Origin of the sequence: Pseudomonas sp. CC120222-01a (genome assembly GCF_003097235.1) — a bacterium.
Lineage (GTDB): Bacteria > Pseudomonadota > Gammaproteobacteria > Pseudomonadales > Pseudomonadaceae > Aquipseudomonas.
This window is the reverse complement of sequence record NZ_QEQQ01000016.1, coordinates 36,587-60,630: the sequence shown is the minus strand read 5'-3', so window position 1 is coordinate 60,630 and position 24,044 is coordinate 36,587. Positions and strand designations below refer to the sequence as shown.

The following is a 24,044-nucleotide window of genomic DNA, read 5'->3' as shown; positions in this document are numbered from 1 at the left end:
ACTTTATTGTTATGGCAGTGAGTCCTTTCAGAAACGGCCCGAGCGACCGGTGTGCAGGTTTGCCCTGCAGCGGCACGTCTTGCGCGTACCGCTCTCCCCCATTCCTGAAGATCCCCTGGCCCCGACTATAGCCAGCAGGCTCAGGTGCTTGATCCCTCTAAAGTGTGATTTGCGCACCCGCTGCCAAATCGCCCCGGTGTTTCCCAGGTAGCGCATCGGCCGTGCTGAAGCATGGCCGATTTTTTTCGTTTGGCAAGGCCTCAAGCCGTCTAGCATGCGGGTCGCAAACCGTCGTGCACGACCCGCAGCGGGGTTACAAGGTAGACAGGAAGGCGCTGTTACTGGCCTGCCACTGGACGATGTCCTGGCGGATACGCTTCTTGTCGATCTTGCCGACACTGGTCTTGGGAATTTCAGTAACAACGGCGATCTGGCTCGGAATGGCCCACTTGTTGATGTGCCCTTCCTCGACAAAAGGCTTGAGATGCTCCTTGAGCGCCTTGGCGTCGATCGACTTGTCGTCACGTACCACCAGCAGGGCGAACGGACGCTCGCCCCATTGCGGGTCGGCCACCCCGACCACCGCCACTTCGCGCACGGCCGGATGACGGCTGATCAGGTCCTCGAGGTCGAGCGAAGAGATCCACTCGCCGCCGGTCTTGATCACGTCCTTGATGCGGTCGCGAATATCGATGTAACCCATGCCGTCGAGGGTGGCGACGTCGCCGGTGTGCAGCCAGCCGCCGTGCCACAGCTCCTCGCTCTTTTCCGGCTCCTTGAAGTAACCCATGGTCAGCCACGGCGCGCGCAGCACCAGTTCGCCCTGGGTCTCGCCGTCGGCCGGCAGGAAGTTGCCCTCGCCATCGATGATCGCCGCTTCCACCAACGGCACCGGCACGCCGGCCTGGATGCGGTAGGTAACGCGTTCATCCTCGCTGCCCGCCTGCAGCTCGTCATTCAGGTGCGCGGCAGAAATCAGCGGGCAGGTTTCGGACATGCCGTAAGCGGCGGTCAACTGGATGCCGCGGGCCAGCGCGGCCTTGTACAGCGAGCTGTTAAGGGCGCTGCCGCCGATGATGATCTTCCAGCCGCCAAAGTCCTGGCCTTGGGCGTTCGGGCAGTTGAGCAGCATCTGCAGGATGGTCGGCACGCAGTGCGAGAAGGTGACTTTCTCTTCGCGCCACAACTTGACCAGCATGTCTGGTTCGTAACGGCCCGGGTAGACCTGCTTCATGCCGAGCATGGTGGCCGCGTAAGGAATGCCCCAGGCATGCACGTGGAACATCGGCGTGATGGGCATGTACACATCATTGCTGCCGAGCAAACGCACGCTGTCGATGCTGCCGGTCACCGCCGCTTCGGCCAGGGTATGTAGCACCAGCTGGCGGTGGGTGAAGTAGACGCCCTTGGGGTTGCCCGTGGTGCCGGTGGTGTAGAAGGTGGTGGCCACCGAGTTCTCGTCGAAATCCGGGAAGTCGTAGCGCGGGCTGGCGGCCGCGAGCAGTTGCTCGTATTCGCCGACCAGGTTCGGCAGGTCGGCGGTCTTGTCCGGGCCATCGGTGATCAGCAAGGTCTTGTCGACCGTGGTCAGTTGCCCGGCAATGGCCTGGTAGAGGCCGACAAAATCGCTGTTGACCAGTACGAAGCGGTCTTCGGCGTGGTTCATGGTGTAGAGGATCTGCTCGGGCGACAGGCGCACGTTGATGGTGTGCACCACCGCGCCGATCATCGGGATGGCGAACATGCATTCCAGGTAACGGTGGCTGTCCCAGTCCATCACCGCCACCGTGTCACCGGCCTTGACCCCGGCTTCGGTCAGCACGTTGGCGAGGCGGGCGATACGCTCGTTGAGCTGTGGATAAGTCAGGCGCAGCTGGTCGCGATAGACGATCTCGCGGGTCTTCTCGTAGCGGCTGCCAGACATCAGCAGGCGCTTGATCAACAGAGGGAAGTTATAGGCGCCCTCGGCGGGCTTGATGATGCGGGTCTGCAACATGGTGATCCCTTTTCTGAAAAGCATGCCGGACAAGTCTGGATCTACTGTAGTAGCTCAATGTGACGGTCAAATCAGCCGAAGGAATGATTTGGCGGCGCGAGGTATGAGTGGCATTGTGCGGGGTGATGGATCTACCCCTGCCCTGCCTCCGGAGCTTCCCCTGATGCCCAGCTTGCGCCGCGCCGTGTTTCTCGATCACCAATCCCTGGACCTTGGCGACCTCGACCTGTCGCCGTTGCAGCAGCAGTTCGACGAATTCGAGCTGTTTGCTGCCACTCGCCCGGAGCAGGTCGCCGAACGCCTGCAGGGCGCTGTCGCGGTGGTCAGCAACAAGGTCATGCTCGATGCCGCCACGCTGGCCGCCAACCCACAGCTGAAGCTGATCCTGGTGGCCGCCACCGGCACCAACAATGTCGACCTGGCAGCCGCCCGCGCCCAGGGCATCACCGTCTGCAACTGCCAGGGCTATGGCACGCCATCGGTGGCCCAGCACACCATCGCCCTGCTGCTGGCCCTGGCCACGCGCCTGTGCGACTACAACCAGGCGGTGGCCGACGGCGAGTGGGCCAAGGCCAGCCAGTTCTGCCTGCTGGATTTCCCGATCGTCGAACTGGAAGGCAAGACCCTCGGCCTGCTCGGCCATGGCGAGCTGGGTGGCGCAGTGGCGCGGCTGGCCGAAGCCTTCGGCATGCGCGTGCTGAGCGGGCAGATCCCTGGCCGCCCGGCCCGTGACGATCGCCTGGCGCTGGACGAGCTGCTGCCGCAGGTTGACGCATTGACCCTGCACTGCCCGCTCAACGAGCACACCCGGCACATGATCGGCGCCCACGAACTGGCGCTGCTGAAAAAAGGCGCACTGGTGGTCAACACCGCCCGTGGCGGCCTGATCGACGAGCAGGCCCTGGCCGACGCCTTGCGCAACGGCCACCTGGGCGGCGCGGCCACCGATGTGCTGAGCGTCGAGCCGCCGGTCAATGGCAACCCGCTACTGGAGAAGGGCATCCCACGCCTGCTGATCACTCCGCACAGCGCCTGGGGCGCGGTGGAGTCGCGCCAGCGCATCGTCGGCCAGCTCAGCGAAAACGCCAAGGCTTTCTTCGAAGGCCAGCCACGCCGCGTGGTCAGCTGAGCGCCAGCTCAGTCCCGCGCCCGCCTCTGCTACACTGCGCCACTTTTTTCAGGAGGCGTCGTCCATGGACCCGCGCAGTGAAGTGTTGCTCCGCCAGGCAGAGCTGTTCCAGGGCCCGCTGCTACTCGCCGGCGCCCCCGCCGACGGCCTGCTCGGGCAACTGCCCCAGGCCCATGGCTGGACCTGGCATGCCGGTGATCAGGCCATGCTCGACAGCCGCTTCAGCGGACGCAGCCATTACGGCGTCGATGTGCCGCCGGTCGAATTCGAGACGGCCGTGCTGTTCCTGCCCAAGTCCCGCGAGCTGGCGGCCTACCTGCTCAATGCCCTGGCTTCCCGCTTGGCGGGCCGCGAGCTGTACCTGGTGGGCGAAAAGCGTGGCGGCATCGAAGGCGCGGCCAAACAGCTGCAAGCTTTCGGCAAGCCGCGCAAGCTCGACAGCGCGCGGCATTGCCAGCTGTGGCAGGTGACCGTGGACAACGCCCCGCAAGCAAAACCGCTGGAGAGCCTGGCCGAGCGCTTCACGCTCGAGCTCGAAGATGGCCCACTGCAGGTAGTGAGCCTGCCGGGGGTGTTCAGCCATGGCCGCCTCGACCGTGGCACCGCCCTGCTGCTCAAGCATCTGGACAACCTGCCGGTCGGCCATGTGCTCGACTTCGGCTGCGGCGCTGGCGTGCTCGGTGCCACGGTCAAGCGTCGTTATCCACAGAGCCAGGTCACCCTGCTGGATGTCGATGCCTTCGCCGTGGCAGCCAGCCGCCTGACCCTTGCAGCCAACAGCCTGGAAGGCGAAGTCATCAGCGGCGATGGTATTGATGCCGCGCCCACCGACCTGAGCCTGATCCTGAGCAACCCACCGTTTCACACCGGGGTGCACACCAATTACCAGGCATCGGAAAACCTGCTGAAAAAATCCGGCCAACATCTGCGAAAAGGTGGCGAAATGCGCCTTGTGGCGAATAGCTTCCTGCGCTATCAGCCACTGATCGAAGGTGCCCTGGGCAATTGCCAGACCTGCGCCGAGGCCGAAGGCTTCCGCATCTATCGCGCCACACGCGGATAAAAACAGGGCTTGCCGAAACGGTTTCGGCTAGGCAGAATCCGCACCGTCCTAGGGGAGTAGTCTCCCGCGAGCGCCCTGCTCGCCCGGTACGCGTCAACATACTTGGCCCACAGGCCATGGCGCGTGCGACCCAGCGACCTGCGCAGACAGGTCCTCGGTTTGACAAGACCTATGACACGCACACCTTACCCGGGGCGGGAAGGCTGTACGTGTCATAGCCGTGTCGACCCGCCCCCGTAGGAATCCTGATGCTGGAATCTCTGTTGGTCCCCACCGCAATCGTTGCCTTGGCCGAAATCGGCGACAAGACGCAATTGCTCGCGCTCATCCTCGCCGCACGCTTCCGCAAGCCTTGGCCAATCATCGCCGGCATCATTGCCGCCACCTTGGCCAACCATGCCGCGGCCGGTGCCGTGGGTGCCTGGGTCGGCAGTTTCTTCACCGAGTCGGTGTTGCACTGGGTGCTTGCCGCCAGCTTCACCGCCACCGCGCTGTGGACCCTGGTACCGGACAAGATGGACGATGACGAGAACCCGGCCCGCCGCTTCGGCCCGTTCCTGACCACGCTGATCGCCTTCTTCCTGGCCGAAATCGGTGACAAGACCCAGGTCGCCACGGTGATGCTGGCTGCCCAATATCCACACCTGATCCTGGTTATCCTCGGGACTACCCTGGGCATGCTGATTGCCAACGTGCCGGTGGTGCTGGCGGGCAACTTCGCGGCGGAGAAACTGCCACTGACGCTGATTCGTCGCCTGGCAGCGACCGCGTTCTTCGTGCTGGCGATCGTGGCCGTGTACTCGGCGATGAAGACCAGTGGCTGGGTGGGTTGACCTAAAAAACTGGGGCCGCTTTGCGGCCCCAATCGGTTTTACTGTTTGGCCGCTTCGTACAGCGGCATCACCTTCGGAATCGCCGCCTGCAACGAGGCGATCCGGCTGCTGGACGCCGGGTGAGTGCTCATGAACTCAGGCGGCGCGCCTTCCGAAGCCTTGCTCATCTTGTTCCACAAGGTGATCGCGGCATTCGGGTCATAACCGGCACGCGCCGACAGCTCCAGGCCAATCAGGTCGGCTTCGTTCTCGTTGGCGCGGCTGTTGGGCAGGGTCATGGAGTAGTTCACCACGGCGTCGGCCAGCGCCATGCTGTCCTGGCCAAGGCCAAGCAATGCACCTGCGCCCTGGCGCGCCATCTGCACGCCGTAGGCCTTGGACATCGCTTCACGGCTGTGTTCACGCAAGGCGTGGGCGATTTCGTGGCCAACCACTGCGGCGATTTCCGCATCGGTGAGCTTGAGCTGGTCGATCAACCCGGTGTACACGATGATCTTGCCACCCGGCCCGCAGTTGGCATTGAGCTCATCGCTCTTGATGACGTTGACTTCCCAGTTCCATTGCGCGGCATCGGGGCGGAACTTGGGCGCCTGGGCGATCAGCCGGCTGGCGATGGCCTGCACCCGCTTGGCATCGGCACTGGACTTGTCCAGCACGCCCTTGCTCGACGCCTCGCCGAGGGTCTGCTGGTACGACTGGGCGTACATCTGGTTGACCTCATCGGTCGAGAGCATGCTGAACATGTACTGCTGGCGCTCGACGCCGACAGCACCGCCGCTGGTGGTATTCACCGCCTGGCAGCCGGCTAGCAAGATGCCAGCACTCAACAGGCTGACGACAAAAGACTTACGCATGAAAACACTCCCTTTTTACATGCGCCGTATCCTAGGCTGAGTCGCCCGTAGCCCGCCATAGCCGCAGGGAAGATTTTACCTAAGCGGGAGTCAGGCACTCCGGCGCGTCCAGTTTCGGGTCATTGACGAAGTTTGCCAGGGCCCGCTCGCGCAGTGTTGCCGGCGGGCTGGCGAGCAACTCGTGCAAGCGCGGCAACGGCGTGTCCGGGTCCAGCCAGGCGGCCTGGCCGGCTTCGTCGAGAATCAGCGGCCGGCGCTGATTCATCGCGGCCTGGGTCACCACCGCGCAGCTCAACCACACCTGGTCCTGCACCGGGTAGGCCTCCCACACGGCAGCAAAATACAGCGATGCGCCCTGCCCTGGCGTCAGCCAGTAAGGCCGTTTGCGCACTGTGCCGCGCCACTCATAGAAACCGTTGGCCGGCATCAGGCAACGGCGCAGGCGAAACGCTTCGCGGAACATCGGCTGCTCGGCCAAGGTCTCGGCGCGGGCATGGGCGGGGGTGCGGGAGAGGTCGGTGAGCCAGGCAGGCGTCAGCCCCCAGCGCGCCTTGGCCAGTTGCTGCTGGCCGTCGAGCTGGCGCTGGATCAGTACCGAAGCACCGGGCGAGATATTCCATTGGGCCGGCTGGCCGGCAGGGAAGCCCGGCAGACTGGCCAGCGCCTGGGGCCAGCGAAACAGGGCGTAACGTCCACACATGGGCGATTTCAGAACCTAGCAGATCAAGGTACCGGGATGACTCTCCGGCTCGTCGCCGGCAAGCGGCTCGGCACCATTGTACGCATCGATCAGTTGCCGTGCGTACTCGGCCTGTTGGTCGGGCACCGCGAGCCCAAGCAGCCCCTGCAACGGCAACTCACCGGCAGCGCCGATGAGGTCGCGGCCGACCAGGTGCACTTCGATGCCCTCGCTGACGAGCATGCCCAGCAGCATTTCGGCTTCCAGCAGGTTTTCCGGTTCGTAGATCCGCCGCATCAGTCGTTCTCACCGTAGACATCCAGCATCCATTCGTCGCCATGAACCTGCAGCACGAAGCGGATAGGCTTGCAGCACACCTGGCAGTCCTCGATGTACTCCTGGTCGCCGCCGGACAGGTCCACTGTCGTTTCAACTTCTTCACCACAATAAGGGCAATCGTAGATCGCTACTTCGAGCATCGCGGCCTCCGGGGTGACTTGTGCGTATAATTGCCGGTCTGTTTACAGGGCTTGCGTGTGCACGAGCCGTTTTTCGGGCCCCACCCCTTACCTTATTACCCTAGCCGTTTCCAACAAGAGAGCATGATGGGCGAATTCGATGCCATCCGACCGTACGACGATGCTGAGGTCCCTGCCGTTCTGGCACGCCTGCTCAGCGACCCGGCATTCCTCGATATCCTCACCCACTTCAAATTCCCGCGCGCCGCTGGTGCCCTCGGCTGGCTGCTCAAGCCGCTGATCGCCCGCCGCCTGCGCAAGGAGTTCGCCGGCGTCACCTGCGTATCGACCTTGCAGGACAAAGTCGAATACTACGTCGACCAGACCATCGAACGCGCCACCGACGGCGTCACCTATTCCGGCGTCGAGCAACTCAAGTCAGGCACGGCCTATCTGTTCCTGGCCAACCACCGCGACATCGTCATGGACCCGGCATTCGTCAACTACGCGGTGTACCACGCCGGCCTGCCGACGCCGCGCATCGCCATCGGCGACAACCTGCTGCAGAAGCCGTTCGTCAGCGACATGATGCGCCTGAACAAGAGCTTCATCGTGCACCGCTCGATCAGCGGCCGCCGCGAAAAACTCGCGGCCTACCAGCTGCTCTCGGCCTACATCAACCACTCGATCCGCAATGACGGCGCGTCGATCTGGATCGCCCAGGCCGAAGGCCGCGCCAAGGACGGTGACGACCGGACCGATTCGGCGATCCTCAAGATGTTCCACATGAGCCGCAAGGACGAGCCGTTCGGCGCGGTGATCCAGAGCCTGAACCTGATCCCGGTGTCGATCAGCTACGAGTACGACCCTTGCGACCTGGCCAAGGCTCGCGAGCTGTACATCCGCGCCACCACCGGCACCTACAAGAAGGCACCGGGCGAGGACGACAACAGCATCGCCAAGGGCATCACCGGCTACAAAGGCCGGGTGCACATCCACTTCGCCCCGCCGGTGACCGAGTACTACGAGGACACCAAGCAGCTGGCACAGGAAACCGACCGGCAGATCCTCGGCGGCTATCGCCTGTTCCCGGTGCATTACCTGGCCTATGCGATGTGGAGCGAGAAGGACGAGGCACTGCAGGTGCCGAGCGCCGAGAAGGTGTTCCCGGCCGAAGAGCTGGCCAAGGCCAGGGAAGAATGGCAGCGCCGCCTGGATGCCTGCCCCGAGGAGCAGCGGCCGTACCTGGTGTTGCAGTATGCGACGCCGGTGCGCAACCAGTATCAGGTCAAGCAGCAGGCGCCTGTCGCCTGATCAATCTTCCTGGGGCCGCAATGCGGCCCCAGGCGCTTCAGATCCAGGTGCTGAACCAGGACAGCAGCAGCGCCATGGCCAGGCAGGAAAAGCCGAGGATGTAGTAGTAGCGCGGCACGCGCTGGTCGAAGGCATCCACCGGCCCCTCTTCCACCGCCAGGCTCTCACGGCTGATCGCCTCACGCCGCCGCGCACTCTGCAGCAGCAACCCGCCAGGGCAGGTCAGCAACAGCGCCAGCAGATTGATCAGCTTGGTAGGGTGGGCGGAAAGAAAGCCCCAGAGCACTTGCAACGACATCACGCAACCTCGGTCATAGCCACAGCGAAGCCCGGCATTCTACCGAAGTCCGACCCGCCCGCCCGGTCTTGGCGACAAAGTGTCACTTGATTTCATCTGTCACATGCTCGTCATCAGGGCAGGCCACTCTATCGGCCTTTTCCCGTACCGGAGCTTGTTGATGCTGCACGCCGAAAACCAGGACCGTCTCTATCTCGTGGCTCAGAGCGATGAGCAGCAGGCGTTGATCGATGGTTTCGCCATCAATGTCCAGGACCGCCAGTGGCTGGTCTACTGCGCGCTGGGTGGGCATGTGCACGAGGACCTGCCCGAGGTGGATGCCAGTACCGGCGTCAGCTTGCTGGACTTCCACATAGAAGCCGCCTAGGTCGGTACAGGCAACAAAAAACCCGCTACCTGACACTCAGGTAGCGGGTTTTTCGATTGCAGCGTAAGGCTTATTCGCCCAGCACCTGACCGATGGTCGGGTCCTTGAACAGGCGGGTCAGCGCATCGCTCAGCACATCGCCGACCAGCTGGGTGTTGGTATCCTGGTTCGGCGCCATGCCGAAGCGCTGATCCAGCGAAGCACCGTAGCGGCCGCTGTAACGGCGGCTGGCATTCTGCACGTCGGCACGGAAGGTGGCACCGATGGTGGCTTCAGTCACGTACAGGTTGTCCTTCGGCGACTGGTACTTCAGTTCAGCCAGGGTCACGGTCAGCTGCGGCGCGTTGTAGGCGTTCGGCGTCGGGGTGAAACCGAGCAGGCGCACGGCGGCTTCGGCCTGGGCCTGCAGCTTGGGCACCACATCATTGCCACTGACGCTGATGGTGCTGGTTTCAGGGTACATGCCACCACGGGTGCCCAGGGACTGCGAAGCACGCCCGTCGACCACCTTGACCACCACCGGCTGGCCGTGGCCGACCGGTGCGAGCTGAGCCTTGAGCGTGGGTTGCGGGCTGAGTTGTTGCGGACTGTGGGCACAACCGACCAGGCTGAGGCTGGCCACGGCAATCAAACCGAACAACAGACGTTGCAACATGCGCGTTTCTCCAGAAAATACGGCAAAGGCCCACAGTATACCCAGCCAGGCACAGACCAGTCATCGGTCCGCCCCGCTTGTCACAATCGTTTCATGGCCGCGCCCTTATCCTTGCGCCAAGCCCAAACGCACAGGACGTACCGCCATGGCCTCGCTCTGGACACTGCTCTGCCAACGCCCGCGCCACAATGCCTATGCCCGCCTCGACGGCGAAGGCAAATGCCTGGCTTTCAAGCAATGCAGCCAGGCGCCAAGCGGTAGCGGATGGGTGCAGGTCGGCGAAATCCAGCTCGCCTGGCTGGGCCGCGAGCTGCCCGCCGAAGCCCGGGTTTGCGCCCGCGCAAGCCGCCGCTGGCACCAGCGCATCCTCGCGGCCTGACAAACGCTGCAATAAAAACCACGAATTACGACCTTTCTGCCCGCGACATCGTTATAATCTCCCCCCGATTATAAGGACGTCTCCTGATCGGGCCCCGCATTTGCCGATTGACCCCGGCACCTTCACCCGCTTCGCCCACAGAGAGCCTTCCACTCAGGTCTTGCATCGGCTGTCGTGCCTGCTTTTCCGGCCCTTCACACTGCATGAACCTGCGGGTTGCCATCGCGCAGTCCCCTTTTGAGGTTCACGTCTCCAAAAGAGCGTGAAAAAACGGTTTTCACTACTTCACAAGAGTGTGGCGAGCAAATGAACAGTCTGGCATGTGCAAAAGCGGCAGATGTGTCCCGAACAGCCCTGAACAGGCGGCCAATGTGCTCATCCTGGATGAGTGCCTGAGGTCGTTCCATAGCGCACGCACGACACCTTGACCATAAGTCGAATTGCCGCACCCGTGGCATTCAGGGTTCAATATCGCAACCCAAAGACTGATTGGCGGTGTCCGCGGAAGTGGCAAGAACTGCGAAGAGTCGGACATGGCGATCCTGGCAACCCCAGTGGTCCTATGCTGTCAATTAGGTAGCTGTAGATTGTGGAGACGCGTTAAATGGCGCAGAACGAATCGGTTGATGTGGTACTGGTAGGCGCGGGCATCATGAGTGCCACCCTGGCCGTACTGCTCAAGGAGCTTGACCCGACCCTGAAGCTTGAGGTCGTCGAGGCAATGGACTCCGGAGCCGCGGAAAGCTCCAACCCCTGGAACAACGCAGGCACCGGCCACGCCGGCCTGTGCGAGCTGAACTACACGCCCCAGGCCGCCGATGGCAGCATCGACATCAAGAAGGCCGTGCACATCAACACCCAGTTCGAGGTCTCGCGCCAGTTCTGGGCTTACCTGAGCAAGAAGAACACCTTCGGCTCGGCACGTGCATTCATCAACCCGGTCCCGCACCTGAGCTACGTCGAAGGTGACAAGGGTGTGTCCTTCCTCAAGAAGCGTTTCGAGATGCTCAAGCAGCATCACGCCTTCGCCGAGATGGAGTACACCGAAGACAAGGGCGTGATGAACGAGTGGATGCCGCTGATGATGCCAGGCCGCCCGGCCGACCAGCACATCGCCGCTACCCGTGTGGCCAAAGGCACCGACGTCAACTTCGGGGCATTGACCAACAAGCTGCTCAAGGTGCTGGGCGACACCCCGGATGCGCAGGTCAAGTACAGCAAGAAAGTCGTCGGCCTGCGCCGCAACGGCAACGGCTGGACCGTGAGCATCAAGGACGTCAACAGCGGCGGCTCCCGTGAAGTCGATGCCCGCTTCGTGTTCCTCGGCGCTGGCGGCGCGGCCCTGCCGCTGCTGCAACTGTCCGGCATCCCGGAAAGCAAAGGCTTCGGCGGCTTCCCGGTCAGCGGCCAGTGGCTGCGTTGCGACAACCCGGAAATCGTCAAGCAGCACCAGGCCAAGGTGTACAGCCAGGCTGCGGTCGGCGCTCCGCCGATGTCGGTGCCACACCTGGACACCCGCGTGGTGGACGGCAAGACTTCGCTGCTGTTCGGCCCTTACGCCGGCTTCACCACCAAGTTCCTCAAGCACGGCTCGCTGATGGACCTGCCGCTGTCGGTGCGCATGGGCAACATCGGCCCGATGCTGGCCGTGGCCCGCGACAACATGGACCTGACCAAGTACCTGGTCAGCGAAGTGATGCAGTCGATGGAACAGCGCCTGGAATCCCTGCGCCGCTTCTACCCAGAGGCCAAAGCAGAGGACTGGCGCCTGGAAGTGGCCGGCCAGCGCGTGCAGATCATCAAGAAGGACCCGAAGAAAGGCGGCATCCTGCAATTCGGTACCGAGCTGGTCTCGGCACAGGACGGCAGCCTGGCTGCACTGCTCGGCGCCTCGCCAGGCGCTTCGGTAACCGTCTCGATCATGCTCGAGCTGATCGAGCGCTGCTTCCCCGAGCAGGCCAAAGGTGCCTGGGCTGCCAAGCTCAAGGAAATCTTCCCGGCTCGCGAGAAAGCCCTGGCCACCGATGCCGCGCTGTACCGCAAGATCAGCGCCGACAACGATGTGGCGCTGGAACTGGTGGAAGACAGCCCGGCCAAGCATTACGCCTAAGCCGGCCTGAAACGAAAAAACGCCCCTCGGGGCGTTTTTTTGTGCCTGATATCTCTATCAGCCGCGGGCCTTGGCGATGATCTCGACGTACTCCGGCGCGTTGCGCTGGTCGGCGATCACTTCAACGAAGGTCTTGCCGTGCTCGTCCTTGCCATCCAGATCCAGGCCAGCCTCGACGAAGAAGCCCACGAAGCGCTCGAAGTCATCGACACGCAGGCCGCGGTAGCCTTTGATCAGCTTGTGGTGCGAAGGCGAGGTCACGCCATCGGCCGGCTCAAACTGTAGGAACGACTTGATGTAGTCGTCGCTGATTTCGTCACCAATCACCTGCTTCTTGTCTTTGCGCATTGCCGGCTCCAACTGACCATCATGGAATTTCGAAGGCCGGCAGTTTACCCCCCACAGGCGGCGCGCCTCAACGCGAACGTACGGTGCCGGTATGCAGGTCGGCCCAGATGTGGCCGTTGGCATAGGTCAGGAACTGCACATAGACCGTTTCGTTGCGCAGCAGGTCCATGATCACCCGGTAGTCACTGACGGGGTAATTGAGGCTCAGGGTGCGGGTCTTGTCGTCGTACACCGGCTTCTTGAGGCTTTTGCCGGCCTCACCGTCGAAATTCAGCAGCACCTGGCTGATCGTTGCACCCTTGCTCAGCGGCTTGCCCTTCAGGCGCATCTGCAACGAGGCGGTGATCGGGATCGGCTGCTGGTCGGACTGGCGCTGGGCACCCACCACCACCGAGTAGTCGGTCACTTGCAGCAACTGCTGGCCGGTCGGCGCTTCCTGGCGCAGGGACTGGTCATCGGGCGGGAGGAACTGACTGTGCAGCGGTGCGGCGGCGAGAGGCAGGCTCACCGCCAGCAGCAGGGGAAGAATCGCACGCATGTGAGGCTCCTTGGCATGAAGGAGCACTCTAGCACGCAGGCAACGGCAGACCTCAATCGAACTGCGCGAGCATCCAGGCCTGGTACTCAGCGACGCCGGGCTCACCTTCACGTGGCGCCCAAGGTGCATGCTCACCCTCGACCAGCTGGCGGTAAGGGCCGGCCTTGCACTCGAACATGATGGTATTGGCCTCAAGCGCCACCAGGCCATGGTAGACACCCGGCGGCAGGTCCACGCCCATGCACTCGCCGCCCGCTTCGAGGACACGCGTACTGGTCAGCGCACCCTGCTCATCGAACAGCAACAGGCCAATGCGGCCTTTGAGCGCCAGCAAGGCTTCGGCCTTGTCGTCGCTCAAGTGCCGGTGCGGAGCGATGTAAGTGGAAGGTTGCAAGCCGATCGCCAGGCGATGGCAAGGGTCTTCCATGTCATGAAAGTTGTGATGGTGCCGCTGACGCGGTGCATCGGCAGCTTTTTGCGCCAGCCCGCTGAACAATGTTTGATCGATGAATGCAGGCTGACTCATGGTTACAGTCCCTTGACAGCGAAAATGCCGTTTGCGTTACGCCAGTAGCCTTTATAGTCCATTCCGTAACCAAAGATATAGCGATCAATGCACGGCAGGCCGGCATAGCTGGCCTTCAGGCCTGGGCTGGCCTTGCGGTCGTGGTCCTTGTCGATCAGCACGGCGGTGTGCACGGCGCGCGCACCGGCATGCTTGCAGAACTCGATGATGGCGCTGAGGGTGTGGCCTTCGTCGAGGATGTCATCGACGATCAGCACGTCGCGATCAATGAACGATACTTCCGGCTTGGCCTTCCAGAACAACTCGCCACCACTGGTCTGGTTGCGGTAACGGGTGGCATGGATGTACGAGACCTCCAGCGGGAACTGCAGGTGGGTCAGCAGTTTGCCAGCGAAGATCAGGCCGCCGTTCATCACGCAGAACACCACGGGGTTGGTGTCGTGCAGGTCCTTGCAGATCTGCTCGCCGACCTTGGCGATGGCCGCTTCGACTTCGGCTTCGTTGTACAGGCAGTCTGCCTCGCGCATGACTTGACGGATGTGCTCGAGATCGGCGGACATGGCGCTCTCCAGGGGGGCATTTTGGAAAAGCGGGCAAAGGTACGCATCCGCTCGTCACAGATCAAGCATTTATGGACTAACGTGCAAAAGGACTGCACGACAGCAAAGGCTGAATAGATTAATCTAGCGCGGTTTTTTTGCCCGCCTTTCGGAGCCCCCTATGCCTACTCGTGAGATCCGCCATCCGCTGATCCGCCACAAGCTCGGCCTGATGCGCCGTGCCGACATCAGCACCAAGAATTTTCGCGAACTCGCCCAGGAAGTCGGCGCGCTACTGACCTACGAAGCCACCCAGGACCTGCCCCTCGAAACCTACGAGATCGACGGCTGGTGCGGCAAGGTGCAAGTTGAAAAAATCGCCGGCAAGAAGATCACCGTGGTGCCGATCCTGCGCGCCGGTATCGGCATGCTCGACGGCGTGCTCAGCCTGATCCCGGGCGCCAAGGTCAGCGCCGTCGGCGTTGCCCGCAACGAGGAAACCCTCGAAGCGCACACCTACCTGGAGAAACTGGCGCCGGACATCAACCAGCGCCTGGCCCTGATCATCGACCCGATGCTCGCCACCGGCGGCTCGATGGTTGCCACCATCGACCTGCTGAAAAAAGCCGGTTGCAAGGAGATCCGTGCCATGGTGCTGGTCGCCGCGCCAGAGGGCATCGCCGTGGTGGAGAAAGCCCACCCGGACGTACAGATCTACACCGCTTCGATCGACCAGCGCCTGAACGAGCATGGTTACATCGTCCCAGGCCTGGGCGATGCCGGTGACAAGATCTTCGGCACCAAGCAGAAGGACGCCTGACCATGCAGGACGGCTTCAACGACCCGCTCTGGCGCCAGGTCGTCTCGGGCGCGCAGATGCTCTTCGTGGCATTCGGCGCGCTGGTGCTGATGCCGCTGATCACCGGCCTCGACCCGAACGTGGCGCTGTTCACCGCCGGCATCGGCACCCTGCTGTTCCAGCTGGTCACCGGCCGCCAGGTACCGGTGTTCCTGGCATCGAGCTTTGCCTTCATCACCCCGATCATCCTCGCCAAGGGCCAGTTCGGCCTGGCTGAGACCATGGGCGGCGTGATGGCCGCAGGCTTCGTGTACACCTTCATGGGCCTGATGGTGAAGATCAAAGGCACCGGTTTCATCGACCGCATGCTGCCGCCGGTCGTCATCGGCCCGGTGATCATTTCGATCGGCCTGGCCATGGCACCGATCGCCGCCAACATGGCGATGGGCAAGGCCGGTGATGGCAGCGTGCTGATGCCATACAAGACCGCCATGCTGATCTCCATGCCAGCGCTGCTGACTACCCTGATCGTCGCGGTGTTCGGCAAGGGCATCTTCCGCCTGGTACCGATCATTGCCGGTGTGCTGGTGGGCTTTGCCCTGGCGTTCGCCTTTGGCGTGGTCGACACCGCCAAGATCGCCGCCGCCCCGTGGCTGGAAATCCCCAACTTCACCGCGCCAGCCTTCAACTGGCAGGCGATTCTGTTCATCGTCCCGGTCGCCCTGGCGCCAGCGATCGAGCACATCGGTGGGGTGATTGCAGTGGGCAGCGTGACCGGCCGCGACTACCTGAAGAAGCCCGGCCTGCACCGCACCCTGCTGGGTGACGGCCTGGCCACCACCGCAGCCGGCCTGTTCGGTGGCCCGCCCAACACCACCTACGCCGAAGTGACCGGCGCGGTGATGCTGACCAAGAACTACAACCCAAAGATCATGACCTGGGCGGCAGTCTTTGCCATCACCCTGGCCTTCATCGGCAAGTTCGGCGCGCTGCTGCAGAGCATCCCGGTACCGGTGATGGGCGGTATTCTGTGCCTGCTGTTCGGCTCGATCGCGGCGGTGGGCATGAACACCATGATCCGCCACAAGATCGACCTGGCCGAAGCGCGCAACCTGGTGATCGTTTCGGTGACCCTGGTGTTCGGTATCGGCGGCGTGCTGGTCGGCAGCGGCGACGGCCCGGACGATTGGGGCCTGAAGGGTATTGCCCTGTGCGCCATCGTAGCCATTGCCCTGAACCTGATCCTGCCAGGCAATGACGGCTGGAAGCACAAGAAGCTGGATGTGTAGGAGCGTTCTTGCCGGGGCGCCGGACCGGCCGGAAGGGGCCGCATGGCGGCCCCCTCAATTCAGACCTTTTCGCACATCGCCGCCAACACCCTCACCCACTCCGGGTGATCATTCAGGCACGGCACCAGCACCAACTCCTTGCCGCCCGCCTCGACAAACTGCTCGCTGCCCCGCATGCCGATCTCTTCCAGCGTCTCGATGCAATCGGCGACGAACGCCGGGCACATCACCAGCAGTTTCTTCACCCCGGCCCTGGCCAGCTCATCCAGGCGCGTCTCGGTATAGGGCTCGATCCATTTGGCCCGCCCCAACCGCGACTGGAACGACACCGACCATTTGCCATCGGGGATGCCCATCTTCGTCGCGAAGGCCTTGGCCGTCGCCAGGCATTGCCCGCGATAGCACACTGCGCGCATCTCGGCGCTGGCATCCTTGCAGCAGTCTGCTGCCTGGAGGTCATGCGTGCCGGTCGGGTCGAGCTTTTTCAGGTGGCGCTCCGGCAGGCCGTGGAAGCTCAGCAGCAGGTGATCGTAATCCTGCTGCAGATACGGCCTTGCGCTGGCGACCAGGGCATCGATGTACTCAGGGTGATCGTAGAACGGTTGCAGCACCCGCAGTTGCAGCGGCAAGTGGCGCTCGGCGACGGTCTGTTGCGCCTGCGCCACCACCGTGGTCACCGTACTGTCGGCAAACTGCGGATAAAGCGGCGCCAGGGTCACCTTGCGCACACCTTGTGCAGCCAGACGCGCCAGCACCTCGGGCAACGCCGGCTCGCCGTAGCGCATGGCGACTTCCACCGGCCCGTGTGGCCAGTGCTCAACCATCGCCGCTTGCAGGCGCCGGGTCAGGACTACCAGGGGCGAGCCTTCATCCCACCAGATCGAGGCATAGGCGTGGGCCGACTGCTCCGGGCGCTTGACCAGGATCAGCGACACCAGCAGGCGCCGCACCGGCCAGGGCAGGTCGATCACGTAGGGGTCCATGAGGAACTGGTTGAGGTAGCGGCGCACATCGGCCACCGAGGTGGAGGCCGGGGAGCCCAGGTTGACCAGCAGCAGAGCGTGATCGGTCATGCAGCGTCCTATGTCAGAGGCGGCTGGACAGGTTGCCCAGGGCCGATTGCAGATCGTTGAAGCGGAAGGTGAAGCCTGCCGCCAGCAAACGCACCGGGCGCGCTCGCTGGCCGCCAAGCAGCAAGGTCGACAGCTCGCCAAGGCCGGCCTTGAGCAGTAGCGCGGGCATCGGCATGAACGCTGGCCGATGCAGCGCACGCCCCAGCGCCTTGGCGAAATCGCGGTTGCGTACCGGCTCTGGCGCGCAGGCATTATAAGGACCACTGGCATCCTTGTGCTGCAACAGAAAATCAATCAGGGCGATCTGGTCATCGATATGCACCCACGGCATCCACTGCCGGCCATCACCCAAGGGCCCACCCAGCCCCAGCTTGAACGGCAGGCGCAGGCGCGACAGGAAGCCGCCGTCACTGGCCAGGACCAGCCCGGTGCGCACCAGGACCACGCGGATACCGAGCTGCTGAGCGCGCTGGGCGGTTTCTTCCCAGGCGATGCACAGCTGGCTGGCGAAATCTTCACGCACTGGCGGCGAGGCTTCGGTCAGTTCGCGCTCACCACCATCGCCGTACCAGCCCACGGCGGAACCGGAAATCAACACCTCTGGGCGTTGTTCTCGGCTGCCCAGCCAGGCCAGCAGTTGCTCGGTGAGGGTGATGCGGCTGGCCCACAACAGGGTGCGGCGCGCGGCCGACCAGGGCCGATCGGCGATCGGCGCACCGGCCAGATTGACCACCGCGTCCACCTGCTCATCGGCGCCCAGGTCTTCCAGACGGCCAATGCCGCGCACGCCGCTGCCACACAATCGCGGCACCTGTTCAGGGCGTCGGCTCCACACGGTCAGGCGATGCCCCTTGCCGAGCCAGTACTGGCAAAGGTGCTGGCCGATCAACCCGGTACCACCTGTCAGCAATATATGCATGGCTGTGTCCTCGCAGCGTGCGGCCATGGTCTATTTTTAAGAACAAGGCACTTTTCCAGACCCATCGCTATCGGATAACCATAGGCCAACCTGCCTATGAAGCGGAATAACCTTATACAAAGATTTTGCATTGTACAGGTTTGCCTGACAGCGTAGTCTGCCTACAGCCAGGTTCGAAGAGGCCATCATGACAGTACCTATTGCCATCATCGGTGCCGGTATCGCCGGCCTTTCCGCCGCCCAGGCGCTACAAAAGGCCGGGCAGTCCGTCCACTTGTTCGACAAAGGCCACGGCAGTGGTGGGCGCATGGCCAGCAAGCGCAGCGAGGCCGGCGCACTCGACCTTGGCGCGCAGTACTTCACTGCCCGCGACCGGCGCTTCGTCGAACAAGTGCAGCAGTGGGTCGCCGCCGGCTGGGCCGAGCAGTGGAAGCCTCAGCTGTACAACTACCGCGATGGCGAACTTACCCCTTCCCCCGACGAACAGACCCGCTGGGTCGGCGTGCCCCGCATGAGCGCCATCACCCGCGGCCTGCTCAAGGACGTCACGGTGAACTTCGGCTGCCGTATCGCCGAGGTGTTCCGCGGCAAGCAATTCTGGCACCTGCAGGACACCGAAGGTTGCAGCCATGGCCCGTTCAGCCGCGTGGTGATCGCCGTGCCTGCGCCCCAGGCTACCCAGTTGCTGGCCGCCACCCCCAAGCTCGCTGCCGTGGCGGCCGGTGTGCAGATGGAGCCGACCTGGGCAGTCGCCCTGGCGTTCCAGACACCGCTGGATACGCCGATGCAAGGCTGCTTCGTGCAGGACAGCGCGCTCGACTGGCTGGCCCGCAACCGCAGCAAGCCCGGCCGCGAAGAGCACCTCGATACTTGGGTGCTGCACGCTACCTCCGACTGGAGCAAGCAGCACATCGACCTGGCCAAGGAAGAAGTGATCGAACATTTGTGGGGTGAATTCGCCGAACTGGTCGGCTGCGTGGTACCGGCGCCGAGCTTCGCCCTGGCCCACCGCTGGCTCTATGCGCGACCGACCAGCAATCACGAATGGGGCGCACTGGCCGATGCCGACCAAGGCCTGTATGCCTGCGGCGACTGGTGCCTGTCGGGACGCGTCGAAGGTGCCTGGCTCAGTGGCCAGGAAGCCGCGCGACGGCTGCTGGAACATCTCGAATAACAGCATTCGGCAAAGCTATACAAAAATACTAGTTTGCATAAGTTTCTGGCTGTGCTGGAATGAACTTGTACGCGCTTGCTTCCATGTACAAGTTTCCCGGAGACAGCCATGCACGAAACCGCCCCCGCACACAGGCCCCGTATCGCCATCAGTGCCTGCCTGATCGGCCATAGCGTGCGCTATAACGGCGGGCACAAGGCTTCAGACCTGTGCCGTGAACAACTGCAAGCGCATTTCGACTGGTTACCGGTGTGCCCTGAGGTCGCCATCGGCCTGAGCGTGCCACGTGACCCGATCCGCCTGGTCGGTGACCCTGAGCAACCCACCGTGGTCGGCACACGCAACCCAGGGACGGACCTGACCGGCCCACTGCGCAACTATGGCGAGCAGATGGCCGATGAGCTCGATGACATCTGTGGCTACATCTTCATGCAGAAATCCCCCTCCTGCGGCCTGGAGCGGGTAAAGGTCTATCAGGACAATGGCCACCCTGCGCCACAAGGCGGCACGGGTGCTTATGCCGCCGCCTTCTGCGCCCGTCGCCCCGACCTGCCGGTCGAGGAGGAGGGCCGCCTGCACGATCCGGTGCTGCGCGAAAATTTCATCAGCCGCGTCTATGCCTATGCCGACTGGCAACAATTGCTAGGGCAAGGCTTGAGCCGTGGCGCACTGGTGCGCTTCCACTCTCGCTACAAGTACCTGCTGATGGCGAACAACCCCCAGGCCTATCGCCAGCTTGGCCGCCTGCTAGGCAGCATGAGCCGGGAGGATGACCCCGAGCAGGTCGGGCCCCGCTATTTCAGCCAGCTGATGCAGGCTCTGCGCCGTTGCGCCAGCCGGGGCACCCACTGCAATGTCCTGCAGCACCTGAGTGGCTACTTCAAGGACTCGCTGACACAGCAGGACAAAGCCGAATTGCAGCACATCATCGGCCAGTACCAGCATGGCGAGGTGCCGCTGGTGGTACCACTGACCCTGCTCAAGCATCATCTGCGCAAGCATCCTGATCCGTACCTGCAGCAACAGACTTACTTGCAGCCACACCCCGACAGCCTGGGCCTGCGCAATGCTGTCTGAAACCCTCGTGCCGATTGGCGAACTGGCCCGGCGCACGGGCGTCAACCCAGTCACCTTGCGCGCCTGGGAACGCCGCTATGGCCTGCTCAAGCCACAACGTACCGCCAAGGGACACCGCTTGTATGGGCAAGACCAGTTCGAGCGGGTGCAGGCGATTCTCGCCTGGCTTGAACGCGGAGCGTCGGTCGGCCAGGTTCGCGAGCTGCTCGAGCAGCCGGTAGAGCGGGCGCCGGTGGGCGACTGGCAGCCGCGCCAGCAACAGTTGATCGAAGCCGTCGCGCACCTTTCCCAACGCAGCCTCGACCAGCAACTGAACCAGGTCATGGCCTTGTACCCCGCCGTGACGCTGTGTGAGCAGTTACTGCTGCCGCTGCTGGAATCCCTCGCCGTGCGCTGGCGCAGCCACTTCAACGCGCGCCTTGAGCAGGTGTTTTTCCACACCTGGCTGCGCAGCAAGCTAGGGGCACGGGTGTACCACGACAATCAATCGTTGCAAGGGCCAGCCGTGCTGCTATGCGAAGACAGCGAGCGCCCGTTCGACCCCAGCCTGTGGCTATGCGCCTGGCTGCTGAGCAGCAACGGCATTCCCGTAGAGGTCTTCGAGCAACCGGTGGGTGGCGCGCAGCTGCAACGCGCCGTGGTCACCCTGCAACCTCGGGCAATCCTGATGCATTTGGGCCCACGTATCGATGCCAGCGCCTTGCTGCGCACGTTGCGGGGCATCGCCGGGACCAAGCTGCTGGGCGGCGCCACCCTGGCCCTGCACCAGGCCCAGCTGCACGCCTTCGATCTGCCCGACCTTTTCCTGTTCGATACCCCGCAGGCGGCATTGCGTGTGCTGCAAGGCAATGTCCGCCGGCCTGTAGAGACGAGCCCCCCATGCAACTGATCTGGCTGCGCAGCGACCTGCGCATCGATGACAACTCCGCCCTCAGTGTCGCCTGCGAGCGTGGCCCGACCGTGGCCTTGTGGCTGGCCAGCCCCGGCCAATGGCAAGCCCACGACGACGCTGCCTGCAAGGTCGACTTCTGGCTGCGCAACCTGCGCCAGCTCCGGCAGTTGCTGGAGCAACTGAACATCCCGCTGCTGGTACGCAAGATCGACACCTGGGACCAGGCACCGGCCACCCTGCTCGAAGTGTGCCGCCAGCACAACATCAAGGCGGTGCACTGGAACGATGAATACGGCATCAACGAAGAACGCCGTGATGCCGCCACGCGCAAGCTGCTGGAAGATTCCGGCGTGCGCGCCCACAGCTACCTCGACCAGTTGTTCTTCCGCCCGGGCACCATCCTGACCCGCAGCGGCGACTACTTTCAGGTTTTCTCCCAGTTCAAGAAGGTCTGCCTCGAACACCTGAACCGCAGCGTGCCGTCACTGGCCCGGCGGGTGAAACGCCAGCAGCCGCTGGATATCGCCAGTGACCCGATCCCGCAACATATCGATGGCTTCGACAAACCTGCCCGCGCACTGAGCGATCACTGGCCCGCCGGTGAAGACGAAGCACAGGCCCGGCTGGCCCGATTTATCGATGAAACGGTCGAGGACTACGAGCACCTGCGCGACCTTCCGGCCAAACCTGGCACCAGCCAGCTTTCGGCCTACCTGGCCGCAGGCGTGATCTCGCCCCGCCAATGCCTGCATGCCGCCCTCGCCAGCAACCGCGGCGAGTTCGACAGTGGCAGCCGCGGCATCCAGACGTGGATCAACGAGCTGCTCTGGCGTGAGTTCTACAAGCACATCCTGACGGGTTACCCACAGGTCTCCAGGCATCGTGCCTTCCGCGCCCAGACCGAAGCCCTGCCCTGGCGCGATGCGCCAGACGATTTCCAGGCCTGGCAGGAGGGGCGTACCGGCTTCCCGATCATTGACGCAGCCATGCGTCAGCTGCTGCACACCGGCTGGATGCACAACCGCCTGCGCATGATCGTTGCCATGTTCCTCAGCAAGAACCTGCTGATCGACTGGCGCCTGGGCGAACGCCATTTCATGCGCCATCTGATAGACGGTGATCTGGCCGCCAACAACGGTGGCTGGCAGTGGAGCGCTTCCACTGGCACCGATGCAGTGCCCTATTTCCGTATCTTCAACCCGGTTTCCCAATCGCAGCGGTTCGACCCCGAAGGTCGCTTCATCCGCCACTGGCTACCCGAATTGCGGGGTCTGGATGAAAAATCCATCCACCAACCCGTGAAGTCTGCAGATCTTTTTGCTAATAATTCCTATCACAGTCCGATTGTCGATCTCGGCAGCAGTCGCCAGCGTGCACTGGAAGCCTTCAAGGGCCTACCACGCCGGCAGAATCAGAGGACAGCATCTTGAATAACTCGCGTAGTTTCTGGGTTACCGGGGCCAGCAACGGGCTGGGTCTGGCCCTGGTGGAGCGGCTGCTCGAGCAAGGGCACCGGGTTGGCGCAAGTGGCAAAGCAAGCGAGGCGCTGGAGACTCTGGCCGTGCGCCATGGCAGCCGGCTGTTGCGCCTGCCTTGGCAATTGCATGAAGAAGGCAAGGCCGCCAGTGCAGCTGAGCAGATATGCCATGCCTGGTGCTCGCTGGACGGCCTGATCATCAACGCCGGGACCAGTGACTACCTGGCCGATGACGTGGCTGACAGTGATGTGTTCGAGGCCATCGTCACTGACAACCAACTGGCTAGCGAGCATTGCCTGGCCAGCGCGCTACCCTTGCTGGCGAAGGGGTATCAGCCGCAGGTCATGGCGATTTTCAACCGCTATTCGGCCCTGCAGCTTTACTCACCGACCCAGGTTTCGGCGGGCTGGAACAATGTGCCGCAGTGGTCGCGTGAGCAGCGCCAGGTATTGAAGGATCAAGGGATTGATCTGACCGTAGTGGCACCCCAGTCGCTGAAGACGCCGGTGACTTCCGTGCAGGCGGTACCGAATGCCTGGACGCCGCAGGGTGCGGCGGATGAACTGATCACTCGCTTGGCGTTGCGCGAACCGGAGTTGGTGCTGGAGGTGCTGGATATCAGCAGCCTGTGGCCGTTATCCCGCTGATGTTCAGGCTTGGCCTCTTCGCGGCGGTTCAGCGCGAAGAGGTCGGCACAGGAATGCTCAGAGGGCCATGCGATAATGCAGGCTGTAACTCTCGACACCGCCATTAGGGGTCTGGATCCCCGCATTGGAATAGTGGATCGCCCTCACCCCGACCTCATGACCACCGGCAAAACGCAGCCCGAAACCAATCCTGTCTTCGAACTGGAAAGCCGAGCCTAGCTTGTTGCTCTCGACCTCGGTGTGGGCAAACGCCGCCACACCAATCCCCGCTTCGATATAGGGCTTCACCGAATTGCCGGCGAACTCATAGACGAACACTGGCGCGAACGACAGGCTGTGGTTGCTCGACGTCTCGTCGCCCTCCCAGTAGGTGTAGGCGCCGTCCCAATAGCCTGTCAGCCGCCCGACGCTGCTCTGCCACCAGCTCGCATCCCAGTTGGATTGCAGGCCCAGCCGGTACACCATGGTGGAGTCACCGGTCTGCCCCACCGAAAACGAAACATCGGCCGCTTGCGCTGCCATCACTTGCCCCAAGGTAAAAGCGGCAACCGCCGCCAAACCAAGCCGTTTCTTCATGGGAAACTTCCTTATTCCTGATGCTGTTATTAGT

28 protein-coding genes and 1 riboswitch are annotated in these 24,044 nt (G+C 63.1%); of the genes, 14 read left to right on the top strand and 14 right to left on the bottom strand.

What is annotated here, in order from left to right:
• Positions 1 to 313 precede the first annotated feature (313 nt).
• Complete coding sequence (locus N430_RS19740) at positions 314 to 1,996, bottom strand: fatty acid--CoA ligase (protein WP_110638503.1); 1,683 nt, start codon at positions 1,994 to 1,996, stop codon at positions 314 to 316.
• 163 nt (positions 1,997 to 2,159) lie between these two features.
• On the opposite strand from N430_RS19740, the gene N430_RS19735 reads away from it, so the two are divergent.
• The 3 genes from N430_RS19735 to N430_RS19725 all read left to right on the top strand — a co-directional run bounded on the left by N430_RS19735 (position 2,160) and on the right by N430_RS19725 (position 5,021).
• The gene (locus tag N430_RS19735) at positions 2,160 to 3,125 is read left to right on the top strand and encodes a 2-hydroxyacid dehydrogenase (RefSeq protein ID WP_110638435.1); all 966 of its coding nucleotides are present in this window, start codon (positions 2,160 to 2,162) and stop codon (positions 3,123 to 3,125) included.
• 64 nt (positions 3,126 to 3,189) lie between these two features.
• Positions 3,190 to 4,188, top strand: coding sequence for a class I SAM-dependent methyltransferase (locus N430_RS19730; RefSeq protein ID WP_110638434.1), 999 nt, complete (start codon positions 3,190 to 3,192; stop codon positions 4,186 to 4,188).
• A 39-nt stretch (positions 4,189 to 4,227) separates the two neighbouring features.
• A riboswitch (yybP-ykoY riboswitch) is annotated at positions 4,228 to 4,361 on the top strand.
• A 78-nt stretch (positions 4,362 to 4,439) separates the two neighbouring features.
• Positions 4,440 to 5,021 carry a TMEM165/GDT1 family protein gene (locus N430_RS19725; protein WP_178083401.1) on the top strand — a complete coding sequence of 194 codons (582 nt, stop codon included), beginning with the start codon at positions 4,440 to 4,442 and terminating at the stop codon, positions 5,019 to 5,021.
• A gap of 38 nt (positions 5,022 to 5,059) precedes the next feature.
• On the opposite strand, the gene N430_RS19720 is transcribed toward N430_RS19725, so the two are convergent.
• The 4 genes from N430_RS19720 to N430_RS19705 form a co-directional block, all read right to left on the bottom strand.
• On the bottom strand, positions 5,060 to 5,875 hold the full coding sequence (locus tag N430_RS19720) for a M48 family metallopeptidase (RefSeq protein WP_103445691.1): 816 nt from the start codon (positions 5,873 to 5,875) through the stop codon (positions 5,060 to 5,062).
• A gap of 79 nt (positions 5,876 to 5,954) precedes the next feature.
• The gene (locus N430_RS19715; RefSeq protein ID WP_110638433.1) at positions 5,955 to 6,575 is read right to left on the bottom strand and encodes an SOS response-associated peptidase; all 621 of its coding nucleotides are present in this window, start codon (positions 6,573 to 6,575) and stop codon (positions 5,955 to 5,957) included.
• 15 nt (positions 6,576 to 6,590) lie between these two features.
• The gene (locus N430_RS19710; protein ID WP_110638432.1) at positions 6,591 to 6,851 is read right to left on the bottom strand and encodes a putative signal transducing protein; all 261 of its coding nucleotides are present in this window, start codon (positions 6,849 to 6,851) and stop codon (positions 6,591 to 6,593) included.
• A complete protein-coding gene (locus tag N430_RS19705; protein WP_110638431.1) occupies positions 6,851 to 7,033 on the bottom strand; it encodes a CPXCG motif-containing cysteine-rich protein in 183 nt (60 codons plus the stop codon). Before N430_RS19705 ends, N430_RS19710 begins: the two co-directional genes overlap by 1 nt.
• 123 nt (positions 7,034 to 7,156) lie before the next feature.
• Between N430_RS19705 and N430_RS19700 the strand changes: the two genes are divergently transcribed.
• Positions 7,157 to 8,326, top strand: coding sequence for a 1-acyl-sn-glycerol-3-phosphate acyltransferase (locus N430_RS19700; RefSeq protein ID WP_165837368.1), 1,170 nt, complete (start codon positions 7,157 to 7,159; stop codon positions 8,324 to 8,326).
• A 37-nt stretch (positions 8,327 to 8,363) separates the two neighbouring features.
• Here the strand turns inward: N430_RS19700 and N430_RS19695 are convergent, their stop codons facing one another.
• The gene (locus tag N430_RS19695) at positions 8,364 to 8,624 is read right to left on the bottom strand and encodes a hypothetical protein (protein WP_110638429.1); all 261 of its coding nucleotides are present in this window, start codon (positions 8,622 to 8,624) and stop codon (positions 8,364 to 8,366) included.
• 160 nt (positions 8,625 to 8,784) lie between these two features.
• On the opposite strand from N430_RS19695, the gene N430_RS19690 reads away from it, so the two are divergent.
• On the top strand, positions 8,785 to 8,991 hold the full coding sequence (locus N430_RS19690) for a hypothetical protein (protein WP_060484531.1): 207 nt from the start codon (positions 8,785 to 8,787) through the stop codon (positions 8,989 to 8,991).
• 70 nt (positions 8,992 to 9,061) lie between these two features.
• Here N430_RS19690 and N430_RS19685 read toward each other — a convergent pair whose 3' ends face one another.
• Positions 9,062 to 9,646: a YajG family lipoprotein gene (locus N430_RS19685; RefSeq protein ID WP_054887481.1), complete on the bottom strand. Its 585-nt coding sequence runs from the start codon at positions 9,644 to 9,646 to the stop codon at positions 9,062 to 9,064.
• 145 nt (positions 9,647 to 9,791) lie between these two features.
• Between N430_RS19685 and N430_RS19680 the strand changes: the two genes are divergently transcribed.
• Both N430_RS19680 and mqo read left to right on the top strand, forming a co-directional pair.
• Entirely contained in the window at positions 9,792 to 10,025 is a 234-nt protein-coding gene (locus N430_RS19680; protein WP_110638428.1) for a hypothetical protein, read from the top strand.
• A 604-nt stretch (positions 10,026 to 10,629) separates the two neighbouring features.
• The gene (gene mqo, locus N430_RS19675; RefSeq protein ID WP_110638427.1) at positions 10,630 to 12,135 is read left to right on the top strand and encodes a malate dehydrogenase (quinone); all 1,506 of its coding nucleotides are present in this window, start codon (positions 10,630 to 10,632) and stop codon (positions 12,133 to 12,135) included.
• A gap of 57 nt (positions 12,136 to 12,192) precedes the next feature.
• Here mqo and N430_RS19670 read toward each other — a convergent pair whose 3' ends face one another.
• The 4 genes from N430_RS19670 to N430_RS19655 all read right to left on the bottom strand — a co-directional run bounded on the left by N430_RS19670 (position 12,193) and on the right by N430_RS19655 (position 14,107).
• The gene (locus N430_RS19670; protein WP_027918322.1) at positions 12,193 to 12,483 is read right to left on the bottom strand and encodes a PA4642 family protein; all 291 of its coding nucleotides are present in this window, start codon (positions 12,481 to 12,483) and stop codon (positions 12,193 to 12,195) included.
• Between the two features lie 67 nt (positions 12,484 to 12,550).
• Entirely contained in the window at positions 12,551 to 13,021 is a 471-nt protein-coding gene (locus tag N430_RS19665) for a hypothetical protein (RefSeq protein WP_110638426.1), read from the bottom strand.
• A 52-nt stretch (positions 13,022 to 13,073) separates the two neighbouring features.
• A complete protein-coding gene (locus N430_RS19660) occupies positions 13,074 to 13,547 on the bottom strand; it encodes a WbuC family cupin fold metalloprotein (protein ID WP_110638425.1) in 474 nt (157 codons plus the stop codon).
• 2 nt (positions 13,548 to 13,549) lie between these two features.
• The gene (locus N430_RS19655; protein ID WP_054887476.1) at positions 13,550 to 14,107 is read right to left on the bottom strand and encodes a hypoxanthine-guanine phosphoribosyltransferase; all 558 of its coding nucleotides are present in this window, start codon (positions 14,105 to 14,107) and stop codon (positions 13,550 to 13,552) included.
• 160 nt (positions 14,108 to 14,267) lie between these two features.
• Here N430_RS19655 and upp point away from each other — a divergent pair, with 160 nt between their 5' ends.
• Positions 14,268 to 14,906: a uracil phosphoribosyltransferase gene (upp, locus tag N430_RS19650; RefSeq protein ID WP_110638424.1), complete on the top strand. Its 639-nt coding sequence runs from the start codon at positions 14,268 to 14,270 to the stop codon at positions 14,904 to 14,906.
• Positions 14,907 to 14,908: 2 nt separating this feature from the next.
• Positions 14,909 to 16,174 carry a uracil-xanthine permease family protein gene (locus N430_RS19645; protein WP_110638423.1) on the top strand — a complete coding sequence of 422 codons (1,266 nt, stop codon included), beginning with the start codon at positions 14,909 to 14,911 and terminating at the stop codon, positions 16,172 to 16,174.
• A 59-nt stretch (positions 16,175 to 16,233) separates the two neighbouring features.
• On the opposite strand, the gene hemH is transcribed toward N430_RS19645, so the two are convergent.
• Together hemH and N430_RS19635 are read right to left on the bottom strand one after the other, a co-directional pair.
• Entirely contained in the window at positions 16,234 to 17,247 is a 1,014-nt protein-coding gene (gene hemH / locus N430_RS19640) for a ferrochelatase (protein ID WP_110638422.1), read from the bottom strand.
• 13 nt (positions 17,248 to 17,260) lie between these two features.
• Positions 17,261 to 18,166: a TIGR01777 family oxidoreductase gene (locus tag N430_RS19635; protein ID WP_110638421.1), complete on the bottom strand. Its 906-nt coding sequence runs from the start codon at positions 18,164 to 18,166 to the stop codon at positions 17,261 to 17,263.
• A 187-nt stretch (positions 18,167 to 18,353) separates the two neighbouring features.
• On the opposite strand from N430_RS19635, the gene N430_RS19630 reads away from it, so the two are divergent.
• The 5 genes from N430_RS19630 to N430_RS19610 all read left to right on the top strand — a co-directional run bounded on the left by N430_RS19630 (position 18,354) and on the right by N430_RS19610 (position 23,434).
• Positions 18,354 to 19,340 (top strand): NAD(P)/FAD-dependent oxidoreductase, encoded by a 987-nt coding sequence (locus N430_RS19630; RefSeq protein ID WP_110638420.1) that lies wholly within the window; start codon positions 18,354 to 18,356, stop codon positions 19,338 to 19,340.
• Positions 19,341 to 19,448: 108 nt separating this feature from the next.
• The gene (locus tag N430_RS19625; protein WP_110638419.1) at positions 19,449 to 20,417 is read left to right on the top strand and encodes a DUF523 and DUF1722 domain-containing protein; all 969 of its coding nucleotides are present in this window, start codon (positions 19,449 to 19,451) and stop codon (positions 20,415 to 20,417) included.
• On the top strand, positions 20,407 to 21,306 hold the full coding sequence (locus N430_RS19620) for a MerR family transcriptional regulator (protein WP_110638418.1): 900 nt from the start codon (positions 20,407 to 20,409) through the stop codon (positions 21,304 to 21,306). Before N430_RS19625 ends, N430_RS19620 begins: the two co-directional genes overlap by 11 nt.
• Complete coding sequence (gene phrB / locus N430_RS19615; protein ID WP_110638417.1) at positions 21,297 to 22,739, top strand: deoxyribodipyrimidine photo-lyase; 1,443 nt, start codon at positions 21,297 to 21,299, stop codon at positions 22,737 to 22,739. Before N430_RS19620 ends, phrB begins: the two co-directional genes overlap by 10 nt.
• Positions 22,736 to 23,434, top strand: coding sequence for an SDR family oxidoreductase (locus N430_RS19610; protein ID WP_110638416.1), 699 nt, complete (start codon positions 22,736 to 22,738; stop codon positions 23,432 to 23,434). Before phrB ends, N430_RS19610 begins: the two co-directional genes overlap by 4 nt.
• Positions 23,435 to 23,491: 57 nt before the next feature.
• Here N430_RS19610 and N430_RS19605 read toward each other — a convergent pair whose 3' ends face one another.
• Positions 23,492 to 24,010: an acyloxyacyl hydrolase gene (locus tag N430_RS19605; protein WP_110638415.1), complete on the bottom strand. Its 519-nt coding sequence runs from the start codon at positions 24,008 to 24,010 to the stop codon at positions 23,492 to 23,494.
• Positions 24,011 to 24,044: the final 34 nt, after the last annotated feature.